The organism is Massilia putida, assembly GCF_001941825.1.
Classification (GTDB): domain Bacteria; phylum Pseudomonadota; class Gammaproteobacteria; order Burkholderiales; family Burkholderiaceae_D; genus Telluria; species Telluria putida.
Map to the genome: position 1 here is coordinate 6,851,401 of NZ_CP019038.1, position 20,533 is coordinate 6,871,933.

Annotated in this window: 17 protein-coding genes; 12 read left to right on the forward strand and 5 right to left on the reverse strand. The window is 67.4% G+C overall.

What is annotated here, in order from left to right; all coding sequences use genetic code 11:
• Positions 1 to 120: 120 nt before the first annotated feature.
• Both BVG12_RS32720 and BVG12_RS32725 read right to left on the reverse strand, forming a co-directional pair.
• Positions 121 to 1,053 carry a diguanylate cyclase domain-containing protein gene (locus tag BVG12_RS32720; protein WP_075796053.1) on the reverse strand — a complete coding sequence of 311 codons (933 nt, stop codon included), beginning with the start codon at positions 1,051 to 1,053 and terminating at the stop codon, positions 121 to 123.
• Positions 1,050 to 5,552, reverse strand: coding sequence for a PAS domain-containing protein (locus BVG12_RS32725; RefSeq protein WP_229503778.1), 4,503 nt, complete (start codon positions 5,550 to 5,552; stop codon positions 1,050 to 1,052). The genes BVG12_RS32720 and BVG12_RS32725 overlap by 4 nt, the downstream gene beginning before the upstream one ends.
• Before the next feature lie 273 nt (positions 5,553 to 5,825).
• Between BVG12_RS32725 and BVG12_RS32730 the strand changes: the two genes are divergently transcribed.
• From BVG12_RS32730 to BVG12_RS32780, 11 genes are all read left to right on the forward strand, one after another.
• Positions 5,826 to 7,532: a GspE/PulE family protein gene (locus BVG12_RS32730; RefSeq protein ID WP_075796055.1), complete on the forward strand. Its 1,707-nt coding sequence runs from the start codon at positions 5,826 to 5,828 to the stop codon at positions 7,530 to 7,532.
• An 8-nt stretch (positions 7,533 to 7,540) separates the two neighbouring features.
• Positions 7,541 to 8,788 (forward strand): type II secretion system F family protein, encoded by a 1,248-nt coding sequence (locus BVG12_RS32735; protein ID WP_075796056.1) that lies wholly within the window; start codon positions 7,541 to 7,543, stop codon positions 8,786 to 8,788.
• 11 nt (positions 8,789 to 8,799) lie between these two features.
• Complete coding sequence (locus BVG12_RS32740) at positions 8,800 to 9,288, forward strand: type II secretion system protein (protein WP_156895803.1); 489 nt, start codon at positions 8,800 to 8,802, stop codon at positions 9,286 to 9,288.
• Positions 9,289 to 9,335: 47 nt separating this feature from the next.
• On the forward strand, positions 9,336 to 9,872 hold the full coding sequence (locus BVG12_RS35745; RefSeq protein WP_075796058.1) for a type II secretion system protein: 537 nt from the start codon (positions 9,336 to 9,338) through the stop codon (positions 9,870 to 9,872).
• A gap of 308 nt (positions 9,873 to 10,180) precedes the next feature.
• The gene (gene pilM, locus BVG12_RS32750) at positions 10,181 to 11,128 is read left to right on the forward strand and encodes a pilus assembly protein PilM (RefSeq protein WP_075796059.1); all 948 of its coding nucleotides are present in this window, start codon (positions 10,181 to 10,183) and stop codon (positions 11,126 to 11,128) included.
• Complete coding sequence (locus BVG12_RS32755) at positions 11,125 to 11,853, forward strand: PilN domain-containing protein (RefSeq protein WP_075796060.1); 729 nt, start codon at positions 11,125 to 11,127, stop codon at positions 11,851 to 11,853. The genes pilM and BVG12_RS32755 overlap by 4 nt, the downstream gene beginning before the upstream one ends.
• Complete coding sequence (locus BVG12_RS32760) at positions 11,850 to 12,545, forward strand: hypothetical protein (RefSeq protein ID WP_075796061.1); 696 nt, start codon at positions 11,850 to 11,852, stop codon at positions 12,543 to 12,545. Before BVG12_RS32755 ends, BVG12_RS32760 begins: the two co-directional genes overlap by 4 nt.
• On the forward strand, positions 12,530 to 12,916 hold the full coding sequence (locus tag BVG12_RS32765) for a hypothetical protein (protein ID WP_156895804.1): 387 nt from the start codon (positions 12,530 to 12,532) through the stop codon (positions 12,914 to 12,916). Before BVG12_RS32760 ends, BVG12_RS32765 begins: the two co-directional genes overlap by 16 nt.
• A 12-nt stretch (positions 12,917 to 12,928) precedes the next feature.
• On the forward strand, positions 12,929 to 14,749 hold the full coding sequence (mshL, locus tag BVG12_RS32770) for a pilus (MSHA type) biogenesis protein MshL (RefSeq protein WP_075796062.1): 1,821 nt from the start codon (positions 12,929 to 12,931) through the stop codon (positions 14,747 to 14,749).
• Positions 14,750 to 15,640: an ExeA family protein gene (locus tag BVG12_RS32775; protein ID WP_075796063.1), complete on the forward strand. Its 891-nt coding sequence runs from the start codon at positions 14,750 to 14,752 to the stop codon at positions 15,638 to 15,640.
• Between the two features lie 12 nt (positions 15,641 to 15,652).
• Complete coding sequence (locus BVG12_RS32780; protein WP_075796064.1) at positions 15,653 to 16,912, forward strand: tetratricopeptide repeat protein; 1,260 nt, start codon at positions 15,653 to 15,655, stop codon at positions 16,910 to 16,912.
• 127 nt (positions 16,913 to 17,039) lie between these two features.
• Here BVG12_RS32780 and BVG12_RS32785 read toward each other — a convergent pair whose 3' ends face one another.
• On the reverse strand, positions 17,040 to 18,197 hold the full coding sequence (locus BVG12_RS32785) for a pyridoxal phosphate-dependent aminotransferase (RefSeq protein ID WP_075796065.1): 1,158 nt from the start codon (positions 18,195 to 18,197) through the stop codon (positions 17,040 to 17,042).
• A 28-nt stretch (positions 18,198 to 18,225) separates the two neighbouring features.
• Positions 18,226 to 18,681, reverse strand: a complete 456-nt coding sequence (locus tag BVG12_RS32790; RefSeq protein WP_075796066.1) for a putative toxin-antitoxin system toxin component, PIN family — start codon at positions 18,679 to 18,681, stop codon at positions 18,226 to 18,228.
• A gap of 34 nt (positions 18,682 to 18,715) precedes the next feature.
• On the opposite strand from BVG12_RS32790, the gene yaaA reads away from it, so the two are divergent.
• Positions 18,716 to 19,486, forward strand: coding sequence for a peroxide stress protein YaaA (yaaA, locus tag BVG12_RS32795; protein WP_075796067.1), 771 nt, complete (start codon positions 18,716 to 18,718; stop codon positions 19,484 to 19,486).
• Between the two features lie 160 nt (positions 19,487 to 19,646).
• Here yaaA and BVG12_RS32800 read toward each other — a convergent pair whose 3' ends face one another.
• The gene (locus BVG12_RS32800; protein WP_075796068.1) at positions 19,647 to 20,486 is read right to left on the reverse strand and encodes an outer membrane protein assembly factor BamD; all 840 of its coding nucleotides are present in this window, start codon (positions 20,484 to 20,486) and stop codon (positions 19,647 to 19,649) included.
• Positions 20,487 to 20,533: the final 47 nt, after the last annotated feature.

Below are 20,533 nucleotides of genomic sequence, written 5' to 3' on the forward strand. Positions count from 1 at the left end.
GTTCCCGCGGAAGCGGGAACCCGTACTGAGCCTCAGAATCCGGTAATCTAAAGACACCGTACCGTTTCCTGCTGGCCGACTTCGGTACGTCAGCATGGGCGGGAACGACGCTGCGATTTATCAGGTCACGCAGTCGCCGCCGCCCAGCCGGTACCGGTTGCGTCCCTCGTCCTTGGCCAGATAGAGCAGGGCGTCTGCCACCTGGATCAGGTCGGCCGGCATGCTGTGCTCGCCCGGCACCATGCAGGCGATGCCCATGCTCGCGGTCAGGTGCGCGGCCGTCGGCGACGCCTCGTGCGGGATGGCCATGTGCTCCAGCTCCGTCATGAGGCGGTGCGCCACGCCCGTCGCGCCGCGGCCATCCAGCTGCGGCAGCAGGATCGCGAATTCCTCGCCGCCGTAGCGCGCGACGAGATCCTGCGAGCGGGCTGCCGCACGCCGCATCGCCGTCGCGAACTGCACGAGCGTCGCATCGCCGGCCTGGTGGCCGTAGTGGTCGTTGTACAGCTTGAAGTGGTCGATGTCGACGAGGATCAGCGCCACCGGCAGGCCCGCGCGGCCGCAGCGGCGCCATTCGGCGTCGAGGCGTTCGTCGAAGGCGCGGCGGTTGGCCACGCCTGTCAGCGCGTCGGTGAGGATCAGGGCGCGCAGCGCGTCGCGCTGGCGCTTGACGGTCAGCTGCGTGCGCACGCGCGCCCGCACGACGGCCGCATTGACCGGTTTGCTGATGAAATCCGCGGCGCCGGCGCCCAGCGCGCGCGTCTCGTCCTCGGGCGACTTCAGCGCCGTCACGAAGATCACGGGAATGTCGCTCGTCTCGGGCGAGGCGAGCAAGTCCTTGCAGACGGCATAACCGTCCATGCCCGGCATGACGGCGTCCAGCAGGATCAGGTCGGGTTGCTGGGTGCGGGCGATCTCGAGCGCGCGCGGACCGTCCATCGCGAACAGCACTTCGTGCTCGTCCTGCAGGGCGCCGTGCAGGATCTGGATGTTTTCCATCGCATCGTCGACCACCAGGATGCGGCCGTTGACGGCCATGTCGGTCCAGCTCATGCATCCTCCTCCGTCTCCAATAGCGATCGTACCAGCTGCGCCGCCTGCTCGAACCGCAGCGTCGCCACGGCATCCGCCAGCGGCGCCACCTTGCCGGGATCCAGCCGGGCGAGGGCCGGGCGCAGCGTCTCGAACTGCGCCATCGCTTTCATGTTGTTATTGTGGAGCAAATCGAGCAGCTGCGCCAACTCCCTTCGTAAGGCAGCGCTATTTTCCGCCACCCCGTCCTGGGTGGCGGCAGCCGGTGCCGGTTCGGTGGCCGAGGACCCGGGCGCGGGCAGGTCGCGCGCCGCTTCCAGCACGACCGCCAGCGCGGCATCGAGGCGGGCGAGGCGCAATGCGAGCGCCGCCGCGTCCTCGCTGCGCAGCGCCTGTTCCAGTTCCAGCGCCTGCCCGGCGACGTCCGTCGCGCCCAGATTGGCGGCCACGCCGCGCAGCCGGTGCACGGCCTGGCCGGCACCCGTGCGGTCGCCCGCGTCGAGCAGCGCGCGGATGTCGGTGACGGCCCCGCCCTGCGAACTTTCGAAGCGCTTGAACAGGGCGGTGAAACTGGCGAAGTTGCCGCCGAAGCGGGGCAGCGTCGCCTTCAGATCGACGCCGGGAATGTGCGCGGGCACGGCCAGCCCGGCCTCCAGGGCGGTGCGGGCCGCCTCGCCCGGAGGCGCGGCCGCACGGCCGGTGACGCGGCTCAGCATGTCCACCAGCTCGTCGACGTCGATCGGCTTGGCGAGGTAGTCGTTCATGCCCGCGGCGAGGGCGCGGCGGCGGTCCTCGTCCAACGCGTTGGCGGTCATCGCGATCACGGGCAAGTCCGTCAAGCCCATCGCGCGGATGGCGGCCGTCGCTTCGAAACCGTCCATCACGGGCATCTGCAAGTCCATCAGCACGGCGTCGTACTGGGCCGCGTTCTCGCCCAGCACACTGACGGCGATGCGGCCGTTCGACGCGAAATCGACGCTCGCGCCCGCGTGCACGAGCACGTAGTTCGCCACTTCCTGGTTGAGCAGGTTGTCCTCGACGACGAGCACGCGCATGCCCGCCAGGCGCCCGCTCAGCGGCGTTGCGCGCGGCGTTGCCGCCGCCGGCGCGCCGCTGTGCAGCTCCGCCAGCGCGTCGGCCAGCGCGCCCGGCGTGAACGGTTTCGCGAGGATGGCGTTGATGCGCAGGTCGGCGGCCAGCGCGTCGAGGCGTTCGCGTTCCGGGTCGGCCGCCAGCAAGGCCCAGCGGGGCAGGGTGATGGCCTGGTCGGCGCGCGCGAACGCGATCACGGAGGCGCCATCCAGGTCGCCCAGCACGCTGTCGATGAATGCCAGGTCGAACGGCCCGCCCGTGCGCAGCTGCGCGAGCGCGTCGGCGCCGCTGGCGGCCGTCGTCACGTGCCAGCCGCGGCCGGCGAGCAGCCCGGCCAGCGCGACGCGGCTGCTCGCGTTGTCGTCCGCCACCAGCACGCGCAGCGGCGGCGTGTCGTCATGCGCGTCCGGCGCGGCCTGCGGTCCGGTCCCGAACGAGGCGGCGAAGCGGAACGTCGTGCCGCGGCCCGGCAGGCTTTCCACCTGCAGCTCGCCGCCCATCAGGCGCACGAGGCGCCGGCTGATCGCCAGGCCCAGGCCGGTGCCGCCGTACTTGCGGCTCGTGGACGTGTCGGCCTGCGAGAACGCCTCGAACATGCGTTGCTGCTGTTCGGGCGCGATGCCGATGCCGCTGTCGCGCACGGCGAACTTCAGCGCGATCCTGGCGCCGTCGCGGCTCTCCGGTTCGATCGCCAGCACGACCTCGCCGTGTTCGGTGAACTTGATCGCGTTGCTGACGAGGTTGAGCAGCACCTGGCCCAGGCGCATCGGGTCGCCGACGAGGCGCGCCGGCACGTCCGGGTGCACCGCGAACACGGGTTCGATGCCCTTGTTCCAGGCACTCGTGGCGGACATTGCGGCGATGCTGGACAAGACGTCGTCCAGCGCGAACGGCGTCTGTTCGAGCACGAGCTGGCCCGCTTCCACCTTCGAATAATCGAGCACGTCGTTCAGCATCGACAGCAGCGATTTCGCGGCCATCAGCATGCGCGCGACGTAGCCCCGCTCACGCCGGCCCAGGTCGGCCTCTTCGAGCAGGCGCGCGAGGCCGATGATGGCGTTCATCGGCGTGCGGATCTCGTGGCTCATGTTGGCCAGGAATTCGCCCTTGGCGCTGCTGGCCGCCTGCGCCGCGCGCAGCGCTTCCTCCAGGCGCGACTGCGTGCGTTTCAGCTCCGTGATGTCAGCATGGAGCATGTAGAAACCCTGCACGCGGCCGTCCGCGTCGATGTCCGGGATGTAGCTGCCCCACGCCTGGATCACCTTGCCGGACCGGTTGCGCTCGAGCCGGCGCTCGAAGAACTGGCGCTCGCCGCGCAGCACGCCGTCGAGGTAGGGCCGTACTTCCGCGATCTGATCCTCGTCCACGAGTTCGGCCATCGAACGTCCGACGATGTCGTCGGGATCGCGTTCGAGCCAGTCGCGATAGGGCTTGTTCGCGAAGCGGCAGCGCAGGTCGGCGTCCCAGTAGCCGACCAGCGCGGGCAGGTGGTCCGTCACGGTGCGGATCATGCGTTCGCTCTCTTCCAGCCGGCGGCTGGCGGCGCGCAGCGCGGCGGCGGTCTCCACGCGGGCCGTGATGTCGCGGATGGTGCCCTGCACGATGCCGCGGCCGCCGATGTCGACGCTGTTGAGGAGCACGTCGGCGTGGAACAGCGAGCCGTCGCGGCGCCGGTAGATCCACTCGAAGCGGCTGCCGCCCGAGTCGAGCGCGCGCCGCATGGCTTCGTGCCACAACTCGTCGGAGCGGCGCCCGTTCGGCTGGAACTCGGGCGAGGCGCTCGCCGGCGCCATCGCGAGGAATTCTTCCGTGCCGGCGCAGCCGAACAGGTCGATCGCGGCCTGGTTGGCGCTGAGGAAGCCGGCGCCGTACGCGATTAGTACGTGGGCGTCGCCCGACCCTTCGAACAGGGTGCGGAACAGTTCTTCGTTGTCGCGATTGCGCTGTTCCTGGCGCTTGCGTTCCGTGATGTCGAGCACCACGGCGTTGATGCCGACGAGTTCGCGTTCCGGGCCGTACACGGGGTAGTAGCTGCAGATCCAGTGGCGCATGACGCCCGGCTCCGCGGGCGAGTCGCCGCTGTCCTCGATCTCGATCAGCGGTCGGCCCGTCGCCAGCACCTGGCGGTACGGCTTTTCCATGTGGATGCCGCGCTCGCCCAGCAGTTCGGGCAGCGTGCGGCCGACGTGGGAGGCGGCCGGCAGCGCGTTCACGGCGGCCAGGTAGTCGTTGATCATCACGATCTTGAGGCTGCGGTCGAGGAACGCCAGGCCCACGGGCGCCGTGGCGTACACGGTCGCCAGCATGGCGGACGAGCGCTGCAATTCGTTGGTCCGCTCGGCCACGAGCGATTCGAGGCCGGCGCGGTAGTGCTGCAGCTCGCCCTCGACCTTGCCCAGCGCGCGCGCGACGCTGGCCGCCTCGCGGATCGCGAGCGGCGGAATGACGAGCGCCTCGCCGCGTCCGAGCGCCGCCGCCGGTTCGGTCAGGGCCCGCACCGAGCGGGCGATGGAGTCGCCGATGCGCCACGCGAGACCGAGGCTGATCGCGAGCATCACGGCGATCCACGCGAGCGTCGTGGCGGGATCGGGGCCGAGGAGTTCGCGCGCCGCGTGGCGCGGGAAGCCGATGGCCACGGCCCAGTCGTGCCCCAGGGTGCGCGCATAGGCCGAGTACATGGGCTGGGGGCCGTGGTCCACCAGCTCGACGATGCCGACCGGGGCGCCGGCCAGCGCCCGGGCCAGTTCCGGCCGCATCGGATCGCCGATCGCATGCTCGGTGTGTGCGCGGAATGCGACGAGGCGCCGGTGGTTGTCGAACACGAGGGCGCTCCAGTGCGGCGGCAGGGTCTGACTGGCCAGCAGTTCCTGCAGGCGGCGCGGGCGCAATTCGACGGTGAGCGCGTATGCCACCTTCCCGTCGCGCCACACCGGGACGGCGATGGAGATCACCCAGGGCTGGGTGGCGTCGCCGCGGTGCAGGCCGGAGGTGACGGTGTCGCCCGTATTGAACACGGTGCGGATATCGGCCTCGTTGCCGCGTGCCGGCAGCACGCTGCCGAAGGTGTGGCGGGTGTCGAGCAGGACGGCGCCGCCGGGGGCGCTGACGGCGACGGCGTAGGCGGGAAATTCCGGCCGCAGCAGGCGGCGCACGGCCGTGTGGAAGGCGGCCAGGTCCCCGTCCGCCAGGGCGGCTTGGTTGGCCAGCGTGCGCGCCGCCGTTTCGCCGTTGGCGAGATCGCGGTCGACGGCCGCCGCCAGCGCCCGGGCGATCATTTCCGCATCCTCGGCGACGTGGGCCCGTTCGCGCTTGTCGGCGTCGGTGGCGAACACGAGGTAGCCGAGCAGGATCGGCAGGGCGCACGCCAGCACGAGCGTCACGAGCTTGGCGCGTATGGAAGGTAACGAACGACGTTGTAACAACTGCACTGCAAGCTCCGCGATCGGTAAATTCGGGTCAGAGCGTTTTTTAACGGGTGTCGCCGCCGCAAGTGCTTGTTTTATCGAAGACTTAACGCTGCCGTGCCGGAAAAATGTGCTCTGACCCCAAATTCCGGCAACTAAGTTTCTCATCTTACATGCTGTATGGACAGAGAGTCGCGCCGACGATACGTTTTGCGATACGTAAAGTCATTCTCTAGGTTAATTTTTCGTTCCTATGGCATACAATGCAGGACTAGTCCTACATTGATCAGAGGTGGTATGGCGCGGCCCGAAAAAGTCCGACTTGGCGAAATCCTGGTGCAACAAAAGCTGCTGTCGGAAGACCAGCTGAACCAAGCGCTCGCCGACCAGAAACGCACCGGCCGCAAGCTGGGCCGCGTATTCGTCGAGAGCGGCTTCGTCACGGAAGAGCAGATTTCCGGCGCGCTCGCGCGCCAGCTCGGCATTCCCTACCTCAACCTGAAGTTCTACAACATCAACCAGGACGTCGTCCGCCTCTTGCCGGAAACGCAGGCGCGCCGCTTCCGTGCGCTCGCGCTGGAAGACCGCGCCGACACGGTGCTCGTCGGCGTCTCCGACCCGACCGACCTGTTCGCCTACGACGAGATCGCGCGCCTGCTGAAGAAGAGCGTCGAACTCGCGGTCGTCAACGAGACCGAAGTGCTGCAGGCGATCGACCGCATCTACCGCCGCACGGGCGAGATCACGGGCCTCGCGCGCGAACTGGAACAGGACCTGGGCGACACGAACTCCGTCGACTTCGGCGCGCTGTCGGCCAATTCCGGCCTGGAAGAAGCGCCGGTCGTGAAGCTGCTGCAATCGGTGTTCGACGACGCCGCCCAGGTGCGCGCCTCGGACATCCACATCGAGCCGCAGGACGGCCGCCTGCAGATCCGCTTCCGCATCGACGGCGTGCTGCACCTGCAGACGGAGGCCGACATCAAGATCGCGACGCCGCTGGCGCTGCGCCTGAAGCTGATGGCGGACCTCGACATCTCGGAAAAGCGCCTGCCGCAGGACGGCCGCTTCGCCGTCAAGGTGCGCAACCAGCGCATCGACGTCCGTATCTCGACGATGCCCACGCAATACGGCGAATCCGTCGTCATGCGTCTGTTGAACCAGGTCGGCACGACGTTGCGCCTGGACGCGATCGGCATGCCGGCCGCGCTGGTCGAACGGTTCCGCGTCATCGTGCAGCGACCGAACGGCCTCGTGCTCGTGACGGGACCGACGGGCTCCGGCAAGACGACGACCCTGTACAGCGCACTGGCCGAGCTGAACTCCGTCGAGAAAAAGCTGATCACGGTCGAGGACCCGATCGAATATCGCCTGTCCGGCATCAACCAGGTGCAGGTGAACGACAAGATCGAGCTGAGTTTCGCGCGCGTGCTGCGCTCCGCGCTGCGCCAGGACCCGGACATCGTGCTCGTCGGCGAGATGCGTGACCAGGAGACGGCGCAGATCGGCCTGCGCGCCGCGATGACGGGCCACCTGGTGCTGTCCACGCTGCACACGAACGACGCCGCGTCGACCCCGCTGCGCCTGATGGACATGGGCGTCCCGCGTTACATGGTGAGCGGCTCGCTGCAGGCCGTGCTGGCGCAGCGTCTCGTGCGCGTGATCTGCGAAAGCTGCTCGGAACCGTACCCGCTGCCGGCGCCGGAGCGCGCGTGGCTGCGCGCCGAACTGGGCGATCGCGCCGAAACGGTACCGTTCTTCCACGGGCGCGGCTGCTCGCACTGCAACGGCACCGGTTATCGCGGCCGTACCGGCGTGTACGAATTGCTGGAGATGACACGCGCCGTCAACGAGGCCGCCAATCACCCGGACCCGGGCCACTTCCTGAAAGTGGCGCATGCCGAGATGCGCGGCGAGACGCTGCGCCGCAGCGGCGTGCGCCTGGCCATCCAGGGCCGCACGACGGTGGCGGAAGCCATGCGCATCAGTAACCAGATGGAAGACTGATCAGCACCATGCCATTCTTCGCTTACAAAGGCCGCAACGCGCGCGGCGAATTGATGCAGGGCGTGCTGGAAGGCGCCGACAGCGGCGTCGTCGCGGACCAGCTGTTCGGCACCGGCGTCACGCCGCTGGAAATCACCCCGACCACGCGCAAGGCCACGGCGACGGGCGGTGCCCCCGGCGCCGACGGCAGCCTGTGGGAGCGCCTCACGCGCAAGAAGGTCACGTCCATCGACGTGCAGCTGTTCAGCCGCCAGATCTACACGCTGCTGAAATCCGGCGTGCCGATCATGCGCGGCCTGGCCGGCCTGCAGGAGTCGGCGACGAACAAGAGCTTCGCGCGCGTGATCCAGGACCTGCGCGAATCGCTGGACTCCGGCCGCGAACTGTCGACGGCGATGCGCCGCCACACGGCGTGCTTCTCGCCGTTCTACCTGTCGATGGTGCGCGTGGGCGAGATGACGGGCCGCCTGGAAGAAGTCTTCCTGCGCCTGTTCGACCACCTGGAATTCGACCGCGACATGCGCGACCGCGTCAAGAGCGCGATGCGCTATCCGACGTTCGTCATCTTCGCGATGGTCGCGGCGATGGTCGTCGTGAACGTGTTCGTGATTCCGCAGTTCGAGAAGGTCTTCAAGAGCTTCCACGCCGAGCTGCCGCTGATGACGCGCATCCTCATCGCGACGTCGCGCTTCACGGTCGACTACTGGCCCGTGATGGCCGGCATGGCCGTGGCCGCGTTCTTCGGCTTCCGGGCCTGGACGCGCACCGTGCCGGGCCGCCTCACGTGGGACCGCTACAAGCTGCGCTTCCCCATCGCCGGCAAGATCATCCACAAGGCCACGATGGCCCGTTTCGCGCGCAGCTTCGCGCTGTCGATCCGCAGCGGCGTGCCGATCGTGCAAGCCCTGACGGTCGTCGCGCAGACGGCCGACAATGCCTATCTGACCCTGCGCCTGGACCAGATGCGCGACGGGGTCGAGCGCGGCGAAAGCATCCTGCGCACGGCGACCAATGCGCAGGTGTTCACGCCGATCGTGCTGCAGATGATCGCCGTGGGCGAGGAATCGGGTTCGCTCGACGACCTGATGGACGAGATCGCGCAGATGTACGAGCGCGAGGTCGATTACGAGCTCAAGACGCTGTCCAGCCAGATCGAGCCCATCCTCATCACCTTCCTCGGTGCGATGGTGCTCGTGCTGGCCCTGGGCATCTTCCTGCCGATCTGGGACCTGGGCAAGGCGGCCCTGCATCACTGATGGGATCGACCATGGCACGCAAGGAGGACCGGCCCGGACGGGGCTTCACACTGCTGGAATTCGCGATCGTCGTCGCCGTCACGGCGGCGCTTTGCACCGTGCTGCTGCACCGCCTGGACGGCTGCCGCCGCGCGGCCGAGGAAGCGGCGACGCGCCAGACCGTTGCCGCGCTGCGTACGGCGCTGCAGGTGGAAGTCACGCGCGCGCTGGCACAGGGCCGCACGGAGACCCTGGCCGAGCTCGCCGGGCAGAATCCGATCCGCTTGTTGGCCCGGCCGCCCGCGAATTACCTTGGCGAATTCGCACTGGCCGAACAGGGCCGCGTGGCACGCAATGGGTGGGTGTTTGACCCACGCGACAAAATCCTTGTCTATCTCACCTCGGAACGAGAAAGATTTGCCTCGGGAAAATCGAAATTGCCGATGTTCAAGGTAGAATTAACTCGAAATCCAGCGATAAGCCTTGCCCTGAACGAAGTCGGCGAGCAGGGCGTTCGTTAATACGACAACCCACGCGGCAGGGACGCCGCACCATCATCGGAGAGAGCATGAAAGTCAGTATCAAAAACAATGCGCAGGGCGGCTTTACCTTGATCGAATTGATCGTCGTGATCGTGATACTGGGTATTCTGGCGGCGACGGCGTTGCCGAAGTTTGCGAACCTGGGTAGCGACGCCCGCGTGGCCTCGTTGAATGCCGCCAAAGGCTCGTTGAGCTCGGTGGCTGCCATGGCGCACGGTCGTTATCTGGCGAACGCCACCACTGGTACACCCCCGACCGAAATGAACCTCGAGGGTACGACGATCAGCTTCGCCACGACCGTCACGGGCACGGGTTATCCGAAAGCAAATGAAGCATTGGCAACCGCAGCAGGTCTGAACAGTGCCGACTACACGATATTCGCGACCAAAGCGGATGCCACCAAGACGACGCCGAACGTTCCGGCGAACTCGGTCGTGGCCGTCCCGAACAGTGTTGCAGGTACGCCCACGGCCGTGACTTGCTACGTTATTTATACGGAACCGAGCGCGACGAATACGCCGCCGACCATCACCAATAACGGCACTGCCGCGACCTGCGAATAACGAGTCGAATATAGCGGCAACGTTTGTTGCCAAGATATTGCCGGGCCAAATGCATGATCCGGCGACAACGACAACATTCTCGTCTCGTTGTTGAATGGCGCCATCGGCGCCATTGTTTTTTCGGGGTACGGATCTACTCGACTTCTCAAGATTGCGGCGTATTGACCACACCCCATTAGTAGTTCCGCACGGAAAACCAGAAATATTCTCCCAGAGTAAAATTTTGGTATCGAATTCGCGTACCGCTTGAATATAATCAAGACTCTAGCTCACCTGTCTCGACACAGTCACGGATACCATTGCCACGCATGGGTTTTTTCAGTAAAGCACAGAACAATGCAGCCTGGCTGGCCATGGTGCCGCAGCGCGACGGGGTCGCGGCGGCCAGCGTGCGCCGTGGGCTGGATGCCGGCGCCAAGCCGGCCGTGACGCACGCCACCTTTTTCCCCGGCACCCCGTCCGCCGAGGCCCTGGACAAGGCTGCCAAGGAGATGCACAGCGCGAGCTACCGCTGCACGACGGTGCTGGCTGGTGGCGACTATCAGTTCATGTCGGTCGAATCGCCCAACGTCCCGCGCGAAGAATTGAAGAGCGCCATGCGCTGGCGCCTCAAGGACATCCTCGATTTCCCGATCGACGACGCGACGTTCGACGTCCTCGACATCCCGCTCGACCCGAACGCCGTCGTGCGTCCGCAGCAAAGCGTCTTCGCGATCGCCGCGCGCAACGGCGTGATCGCCGCGCGCCAGAAGATGTTCAACGCGGCCAAGGTCAAGCTGCGCGTGATCGACATCCCCGAGATGGCCCAGCGTAACGTGTCGGCCCTGCTGGAGCCGGAAGGCCGCGGCGTCGCCATGCTGTCGTTCGGCGAGGACGGCGGCCTGTTGACCGTGTCGTGGCGCGGCGAGCTGTATCTGTCGCGCCGCATCGACGTGACCGTGGCCCAGATCCTCGACGACGACCACGACCGCAAGCACCAGAGCTTCGACAAGATCACGCTGGAACTGCAGCGCTCCCTCGACAACTTCGAACGCCAGTTCGCGTTCGTCAGCGTGGCCAAGCTCGTGCTCGCGCCGACCGGTGCCGTCGGCCTGGACGAATACCTGTCCAGCAATCTGTACACGCGCGTCGAGACGCTCGACCTGGCCGACGTGTTCGACCTGGAACGCGTGCCCGACCTCGCGGATCCGGGACGCCAGCTGCGCTTCTTCGTGCCCATCGGGGCCGCGCTGCGCATGGAGGAGGGCGCGGCATGAGCCAGCAGATCAATCTGTTCAACCCGCAGTTCCAGCCGCAGAAGAAGATCCTGTCGGTCAATGCGATGGCGGCCGCGCTCGGCGTCCTCGTGCTGGGCCTCGTCGGGACGGGCGTAGCCGGCAAAGTGCGCGTGATGGGTCTCGCGGCCCAGGTCGCCCAGGGCGAGACGCGCATGCGGGCGGCGCAGAAACGCCTGGAGACGGCCGCCGCCGAATTCGCGCCGCGCACGAAGGACAGCCGGCTCGAAGCCGAGCTGGCCGAAGCCCAGAACGAACACGATGCGCTGCGCCGTCTGGCGGACGTGATCGAGCGCGGTGACCTGGGCAATACGCGCGGCTACGCCGAATACTTCCGCGCGCTGGCCCGCCAGAGCGTGGACGGCCTGTGGCTGACGGGCGTGTCGATCGCAGGCGCCGGTACCGAGATCGGCGTGCGTGGACGCGCCCTCGATCCGGCCCTCGTGCCGGGCTACCTGGCGCGCCTGCGCAACGAACCCGTCCTGCAAGGCACGCCCATCGGCAGCATGCAGATCGGGCAGGCGGCCACCGTCAAGGTGCGCGGTGCCGACGGCAAGGAGACCGATGCGCCCGCGCCGTACGTCGAATTCACCCTGCAATCGGCCGCCGCGCCGGCGCCCGCCGCAGGCGGCTCGGCAGCGGCAGGGGCGCCTGCGCTACCCGCCATCACCTCGTTCGTCGGCGCGACCGCCGGAGGCCAGCAATGAAACGCCGCTGGCTCCAGTTCACGGCGCGCGTGGAAGCGCTGCAGCCGCGCGAACGCATCATGGCCTTCGGCGCCGCCGTCGTCGTGCTCGTGTTCCTCGCGAACTCGCTCGTGTTCGCGCCGTTGTCGCGCAAGGAAGCCGCGCTGCGCCAGACGCTGGCGCAGCAGGCGGGCGCCATCGAGGGCATCGACGCCGACATCGCATCGAAGGCGCGCGCCTACGCGAACGATCCGAACGAGGCGTTGCGCAAGCGCCTCGGCGCGCTGCGTGCCGAGACGGAGCGTACCAGCGCGGATCTGCGCACGATGCAGAAAGGCCTCGTGCCGCCCGAGCGCATCGCGCCGCTGCTGGAGTCCATCCTGCGCGCGAACGGACGCCTGAAGCTCGTGTCGCTCAAGACGCTGCCCGTGACGACGCTGAACGAGGGCGCGGCGGCGCCAGCCGCCGCGCCGGCGGCAAGCACCGCCACGCCGCCCGTCGTGAAGTCGTCCGACCTGCTGTACCGCCACGGCGTCGAGCTGACGGTGCGCGGCAGCTATCTCGACATGGTCGACTACATGCACGCGCTGGAGACGCTGCCCACTCAGCTGTTCTGGGGCAAGGCGCAGCTGGACGCGGAAGCGTACCCGAACGTGCGCCTCACATTGACGCTGTACACCCTGAGCCTCGACTCGAAATGGATGAAGCTGTGATCACGATGACGACCAAGCGCGCCCTCGGCGCCGCGTTCCTCGCCCTGCTGTGCGCCGCCGGCGCCAAGGCGCAGGCCTTGCAGGATCCGACGAAGCCGCCGGTCGCCGCCACGCCGGTGGCTGCCGGTCCCGCGGCCACCAGCAGCGGACCGCAGCTGCAGTCGATCCTGATCGGGCGCGCGGCGGGCGGCCGGCACCTGGCCGTCATCGATGGCGAGGCCGTGCGCCCGGGCGACAGCTTCCACGGGGCGAAAGTCGCGCGCATCGGCGAGAACGAGGTCGAACTCGTGCGCGGCGGCGAGCGCCAGGTGCTGCGCCTGTATGCGCAGACCGCCGAAGGCATGACCCCGGCGCATGCGGCGCGGCGCTGATAAAGGATGAGGATGAACGACAAGCGTATCCAATCGCGTACCGTGGCGGCGCTCACCGCCGCCATGCTGGCCCTGGCCGGCTGCCAGACGACGCCGAGCACGACCACCTACGAGAACATCAAGGGCGAGGTACGGAACGACGCGAGCACGCGTGCCGCCGCGCCGGCGGTCGACGCGGCCGTCGCGGATGCGCTGCTGCCGCCGGCCGCCGCGCTGGCGACGCAGTTGCCGAAGGCGCGGCCCGCGCTGGAAGAGCGCTTCAATGTCTCCTTCAACAATGTGCCGGCGCAGCAGTTCTTCCGCTCGATCGTTGCGGGCACGCGCTACAACATCCTCGTGCATCCGGACGTCTCCGGCACCATCACGGCGAACCTCAAGGACGTGACGCTGCTTGAAACGCTCGACGCGATCCGCGAGATGTACGGCTACGACTACAAGATCGAAGGCACGCGCATCTCCATCAAGCCGCTGACGATGCAGACCAAGATGTTCCACGTGAACTACCTGGTCGGCAAGCGCGCGGGCCTGTCGACCACACGCGTGACCTCGACGTCCGTGGCGAATGCCGGCAACAACGGCAACAACCAGAACAACAATAACCAGGGCGGATCGAACCCGTTCGGCAACAACGGCAACAACGGCAACAACGGCAACAACCAGAACAACGGCAATAACCCGAACAGCCAGAGTAACTCGCAGATGGACAGCACCGACGTCGCGACGATCTCCGCCAACGATTTCTGGGGCGACCTGAAACTGGCGATCGAAGCGATCGTGGGCTCGAAAGAGGGCGGCCGCAGCGTCGTCGTCAGCCCGCAGTCGGGCGTGCTCGTGATCCGCGCCATGCCGGACGAGCTGCGCAACGTCGACGCGTACCTGAAGGCCACGCAGCTGGCGGTCGACCGCCAGGTGATCCTGGAAGCGAAGATCCTCGAGGTGGAACTGAACGACAGCTACCAGAGCGGCGTCAACTGGGCCTCGTTCGCGTCGATCCGCAGCAGCCACGACAACCGCGTGTCGGGCGGCCTCATCGCGCCCGGCGCCGCGCTCACGCCGCTGCCGTTCGGCGGCGGCCAGCCGGGCACGATCTCGGATCCGAGCACGGGCCTGTCGGCCAGTACCGGCTTCTCGCTGTCGAATGCGGCGGGGGCGGCCGGCTCGATGTTCGGCCTCGCCGTGCAGACGGCGAACTTCGCGGCATTGATCTCGTTCCTCGAAACGCAGGGCACCGTGCACGTGCTGTCGAGTCCCCGCGTGGCGGCCGTCAACAACCAGAAGGCCGTGCTCAAGATCGGCACGGACGAATTCTTCGTCACGGGCGTCCAGACGACGACCAACTCCACGACGACCGGCAACACGGTCTCGCCGAGCGTCACCCTGCAGCCGTTCTTCTCCGGCGTCGTCCTCGACGTCACGCCGCAGATCGACGAGAAAGGCAACATCCTGCTGCACGTGCACCCGTCCGTGAGCCAGGTCTCGACGATCAACAAGGCTGTCAACCTCGGCTCGGCGGGCAGCCTGAACCTGCCGCTGGCCGCATCGGCCACGTCGGAACTGGACAGCATCGTGCGCGGCCAGAACGGCCAGGTCGTCGCCATCGGCGGCTTGATGCGCCAGTCGTCCACGGCCGACGATTCGCAGGTGCCGGGAACGGGCCGGGTGCCGGTGCTGTCGACGCTGTTCGGCGCCAAGAAGCGCGTGAACCAGAAGCGCGAGCTCGTCGTGCTGATCAAGCCTACGATCGTCGAAGGCGTCAACAACTGGAACGACGACCTGCTCGACGCCAACCGCCGCATCGAGCAGCTCGATCCGCGCGCGCGGGGGATCCGCTAAATGTACACGGCGCACTTCGGCCTGCGCGAGCTGCCGTTCGGGATCACGCCCGACACCAGCTTTTTCTTCGGCAGCCCGCATTCGCAGGAAGCCCTGAATACGCTGCTCGTCGCGGCGCGCACCGGCGAAGGCTTCATCAAGATCACGGGGGAGGTCGGCACCGGCAAGACGCTGTTGTGCCGCAAGTTCATGACGACGCTCGGTCCGGAGTTCGTCACCGCCTACATTCCGAACCCGTACCTCGAACCGCGCACGCTGATGCTGGCGCTGGCGGACGAGCTGGAAGTCGGCTACGACAAGGACGCCGACCAGCACCAGGTCCTCAAAGCCATCACCCATCGGCTGCTGCAGCTGGCGGGCGAGGGCAAGCGCGTGCTGCTGTGCCTCGACGAGGCGCAGGCCATGCCCGTCGAGACGCTGGAAGCCCTGCGCCTGCTCACGAACCTGGAGACGGAAAAGCGCAAGCTGCTGCAGATCGTCCTGTTCGGCCAGCCGGAGCTGAACCGCAAGCTCGAACTGCAAGCCATCCGCCAGCTGGCACAGCGCATCACCTTCCACTATCACCTCGGACCGCTGTCGCGCGACGACCTCGATTATTATGTGGCGCACCGGCTGCGGGTGGCGGGCTATGATGGCGCACGCCTGTTTTCGCGCGGCGCGGTGGCGCGGCTGTACGCGGCCAGTGGCGGCGTGCCGCGCCTCGTCAACATCCTCGCGCACAAGGCCATGATGCTGTGCTATGGCCAGGGACGCCAGCAGGTCGCGCGCGCGCACGTGAGCGCGGCCGCGCGCGACACGCTCGCGACGAGCCGGCGCCGCCTGTGGCCATGGGCCGCCGCGTCGGCCGTGCTGGCTGCCGCCGGCGGCGTGGCCTGGGCGCTGAGCCATTGACGGGGAGCCGGAATGAGCCTGATTAACAAGATGCTGCAAGACCTGGATGCGCGCGGCACGCCCAAGGATGGCGCGTTGCCCGGCCAGGTCAAGCCCGTCGAGCGCGCGGCTTACCGACCCAAGGGACGCGCGATCGCGGTCGCCGCCGGCGGCGCCGTGGCCGCGCTGGCGCTGGGCTGGCTGGGGTGGTCCCAGCTGCACCGTCCCGCGCATCCGCTGCCGGCCGCGCCGGCGCCCGTCGTGGCAAATGCCGTCAAGGCGGTGCCGGTCGTGACGGGGCCCGTGCAGGCGCCGGCACCTACTGCCGCTGCCCCTGCTGCCGCCCCTGCCGCGCCGGCGGTTGCGCCCCGGGTCGATCCGGCGGTGCCGCCGGCTGCCGCGCCGGTGGCCGACGAGGCTCCGGCGCCGGAGCGGATGACGCGTGCCTACCGCCGTGCGGAACGCGCGCGCGCCGCCGCCGAACGCAAGGCCGCGCACGCCGACAAGGTTTCGATGGCCGCCACCGCATACTCGAAAGACGTCGCGCCGATGGAGCCGGACAGCGAGGAAGCCCGCGAGGCGCGCCGCGCGATGACCGAGGTGCTCGCGGCACGCGGCAAGTCGGCGAAGACGAGCTCCGTCGCGATGCTGGCCGCCGCCCGCGCGGCCGCGCTGGACGACGGCCCGGCGAAGGGCAAGCGCTCCGCCCAGGGCCGCCAGGAGACGGGCGCGCAGCGCGCGGAAGGCGAGTACCGGCGCGCGCTGGCGAGCCTGCAGGAAGGCCGCATGAACGACACGCTCGCCTCGCTCGAACAGGCTCTGAAATACGAACCGGCGCACGAGGCGGCGCGCCAGACCCTCGTCGGCCTGCTGATCGAAGCGAACCGCACGGACGAGGCGATGCGCCAGCTGCAACTGGGTCTCACGCTGGACGCGCGCCAGCCGGCCATGGCGATGCTGCTCGCGCGCCTGCAGATCGAACGGGGCGGCAACGGCATCGATACCCTGATGCGGACCTTGCCCTATGCCGGCAACAATGCCGAGTACCACGCATTCCTGGCGGCCGCGCTGGCGCGCCAGCAGCGTCACCGCGAGGCGGCCGAGCAGTACCAGCTGGCCGTGCGGTCGATGCCGTCGAACGGGGTGTGGTGGATGGGACTCGGCATCTCGCTGCAGGCCGAAAAGCGCAACGGCGAGGCGCTCGACGCGTTCCAGCGCGCGCGTGCGAGCGGCGGCTTGTCGCAGGAGTTGCAGAGCTTCGTCGAACGGAGCATCCAGCAATTGGCGCGTTAGATCGATCGTGCAGTCGACGTAGGGCGGACAGCTGTGCTGCCCACGCGTTCGACGTTCGCCGGCACGGCCACGGCATTTCCGCCTCGGCGTACCAGCGCGTGGACGGCGGAGCCGTCCACGCTACGGGTCACAGGTCCTTCAACCGTTCGAGTGCGAGCGCCAGCGTCTCGTCCTTCTTGGCGAAGCAGAACCGCACGATGCCCGACTCCGTGGGCCGGCTGTAGAACGCCGACACGGGAATCGCCGCCACCTTGATCTCGCGCGTGAGCCATTGCGCGAATTCGGATTCGCTCAGGTCCGAGATCCCATCGTAACGCACGCACTGGAAATACGTGCCGTCCGCCGGCAGCAGCGTGAAGCGCGTGTGCGCGAGCCCCGCGCGGAACAGGTCGCGCTTGCGCTGGTAGAACGCGGGCAGGTCGCGCCACGGCGCCGGATCGCGCATGAAGTCCGCGAGGCCGGCCTGCATCGGCGTGTTCACGCTGAACACATTGTATTGGTGGACCTTGCGGAACTCCGCCATCAACGGGGCCGGCGCGGCCACATAGCCCACCTTCCAGCCCGTCACGTGATAGGTCTTCCCGAAGCTGGAGACGACGAACGCGCGCTCCGCCAGCACCGGATGGCGGCTCACGGAGGCATGCGGCTGGCCGTCGTACACCATATGCTCGTACACCTCGTCCGACAGGACCAGAATGTGCGTTCCCGCCACGATATCGGCCAGCGCGTCGAGGTCGGCCTGGCGCAGGATCGTGCCGGTCGGGTTGTGCGGCGTGTTCACGACGATCATGCGGGTGCGCGGCGTGACGGCGGCGGCCACCGCATCCCACGGCACGCTGTAGCCGTTGTCGCCGACCCGCATCGCGACGGGGACGGCCACGCCGCCGGCCATCGCGATGGCCGGCTGGTAGCTGTCGTAGCAGGGCTCGATGACGATCACCTCGTCGCCCGGGTGCACGGCGCACAGGATCGCGGTGATGATGGCTTGCGTGGCGCCGGCCGTCACCGTGATCTCGGCGTTGGCATCGTACGCATGACCGTACAGCGCGGCGAGCTTGGCGGCGATGGCGTCGCGCAGCAGGGGCAGGCCCGTCATCGGCGCGTACTGGTTGTGGCCGGCGCGCATGGCGGCGTCGACGGCGTCGGGCAGGCGCGGGTCGCAGTGGAAATCGGGAAAGCCCTGGCCGAGGTTGACGGCGCCGTGCTCGTTGGCGAGGGCGGACATGAGGGTGAACACGGTGGTGCCGACGGCCGGCAGGCGCGATTGCAGGACGGGTGTTGTCATGGTGCGGTCGGATGGGAGGATGGTCGGATCATTCTAGCGTGGCCGGGGCCTCGGTCTTGACCCAGACGTCGGGCGTCATGATGCGGAACAGGTTCTCGCGCGCCGTGCGGCGGGCCAGCTTGAGCAGCGCCTTGTCCTTTGTGACGAGGACGGCCGCGTCGGCGTCGCGGGCGATTTCCAGGAATTTCTGGTCGTCGCGGTCCGTGCAGACGGGCAGGCGCAGCGCGCGCGACGTCGGGTCCACGACCTCGATCAGGGCGTCGAAGCGTTCGGCCGCGTGCGGCCGCGTCGTGTCGTCGAGCGGCAGGTGCGCGTAGTGCAGCACGATGCGGTATTCGTCGCGGCAGTCGGCGCGGGTGACGGCGCGCACGCGGCCGGACTCGAGGGCGGCCAGCAAGGGAGCCCAGCGCGGGTCCCGGAAAACGAACAGGTCGAGGCAGACGTTGGTGTCGATGACGATGGGTTTCGTTGAAGCAGGTATCATGTCAGCAATTTTACCCGCTGCACGTGTTTTCTAAATGCTGATCGTTCTTTCGCCCGCCAAATCCCTCGACCTCGACTCCCCGCCCACCACCCGCGTCCGCACGACGCCGCGCTTCATCGATGACGCCGCTGAACTGATCCGGGTCCTGAAACCCAAGTCGCCGGCCGAGATCGGCGCGCTGATGGATATTTCGGATCAATTGTCCGTACTGAACGTGACCCGTTACGCCGACTGGCACCCGGATCACGCCGCGGCACGCCAGGCCATCATGTCGTTCGACGGCGACGTCTACACGGGCCTCGCCGCGCGCACGCTGGACGCACGGGCGCTGGATTATGTGCAGGGCAGGGTTCGCATCCTGTCCGGCCTGTACGGCGTGCTGCGCCCGCTGGACGCCATGCATCCGTACCGCCTGGAGATGGGCACGCGTCTCGCGAACCCGCGAGGCAAGGATTTATACGCGTTCTGGGGCGAGCGGGTGACGGCCGCGCTGAATGCCGACCTGAAGGACGCGGGGGCGGCTGTCCTCGTGAACCTGGCGTCGGAAGAATACTTCAAGTCCGTCAAGCCCAAGGTGCTGGACGTGCCCGTGATCACGCCCGTGTTCGAGGACTGGAAGAACGGCAAATACAAGATCATCTCGTTCTTCGCCAAGCGGGCGCGCGGGATGATGGCCCGTTACGCGGCCGAGAACGGGATCACGGACCCGGAGCGCCTGAAGACCTTCGATGTGGACGGGTACGCGTTCGTCGAGAGCGTGTCGACGGACAAGGCGTGGGTGTTCCGGCGCAGAATCGAAGCTTGATACGCCGTCTTTCCCGCTCAAGCGGGAATCCATGCTGAGCAACAGAAGCCGGTCCCGTTCTCAGTGGCGGGCCGCAGCCGACTTCGGGAACTCGGCATGGCTCCCCGCTTTCGCGAGGACGACGAAAGAAAAATGCCCGCATCCGCGGGCATTGTCGCCTTTATTGCACGGCATCCTTCGGCGCCGGCTTCGCGCCCGCCTTGGCCCAGAACTTCCACCAGGGCGCGTCGCCCGAGCCTTTGCCGCCCATGAAGCGGCTGTCCGGATAGTTCTTCGCGAAGATGCGCTGCGTGTCGTCGCGCAGGTCGAACATGCCCAGCTTGTCGTAGCAGCGGATCATGATGAACAGCGCTTCCTCGCGCGCCGTGGCTTCGCTGAACTGGGTGACGGCGCCCTGGGCGCGGTTCAGCGCGGCCAGGTAGGCGCCGCGGCGATAGTAGTAGTTCGCCACGTGCACTTCGTACTGCGCCATCGCATTGATCAGGTAGTTCATGCGGGCGATCGAGTCCGGCGCGTATTTGCTGTTCGGGAATTTGTCGACCAGTTCCTTGAACGCGGCAAACGCTTCGCGCGTGGCCTTGGGGTCGCGCTCGGTCGGGTCCTGGGCGTAGATGAAGCTGAGGAAACCGATCTGGTCGTTGAAATTGATCAGGCCGCGCAGGTAGTACATATAGTCGACCTGCGGATGATTCGGGTGCAGCTTGATGAAGCGTTCCACCGCCGCCAGCGCTTCGGCCTGGTCCTGCGCCTTGTAGTGCGCATAGGCGATTTCCATCTGTGCCTGGGCGGCGTAGGTGCCGAACGGGTAGTTGGATTCCAGGCGTTCGAACAGCTTGATCGCGGCTTCGTAGTGGCCGCCAGCCATTTCCTCCTGCGCGTCAGCGTATAATTTCGATGCTGACACGTTCTTGTTTTCGTCGGATCTTTCCGGCAACAAACCGCAAGCTGACAAACTTAGCAGAACGCTAGTTACGACAATTACAGACAATTTTTTTTGCATAAGCTCTAGTGCAAGAAAGTTTTACCGAGATTCAACGAACGGCTGAT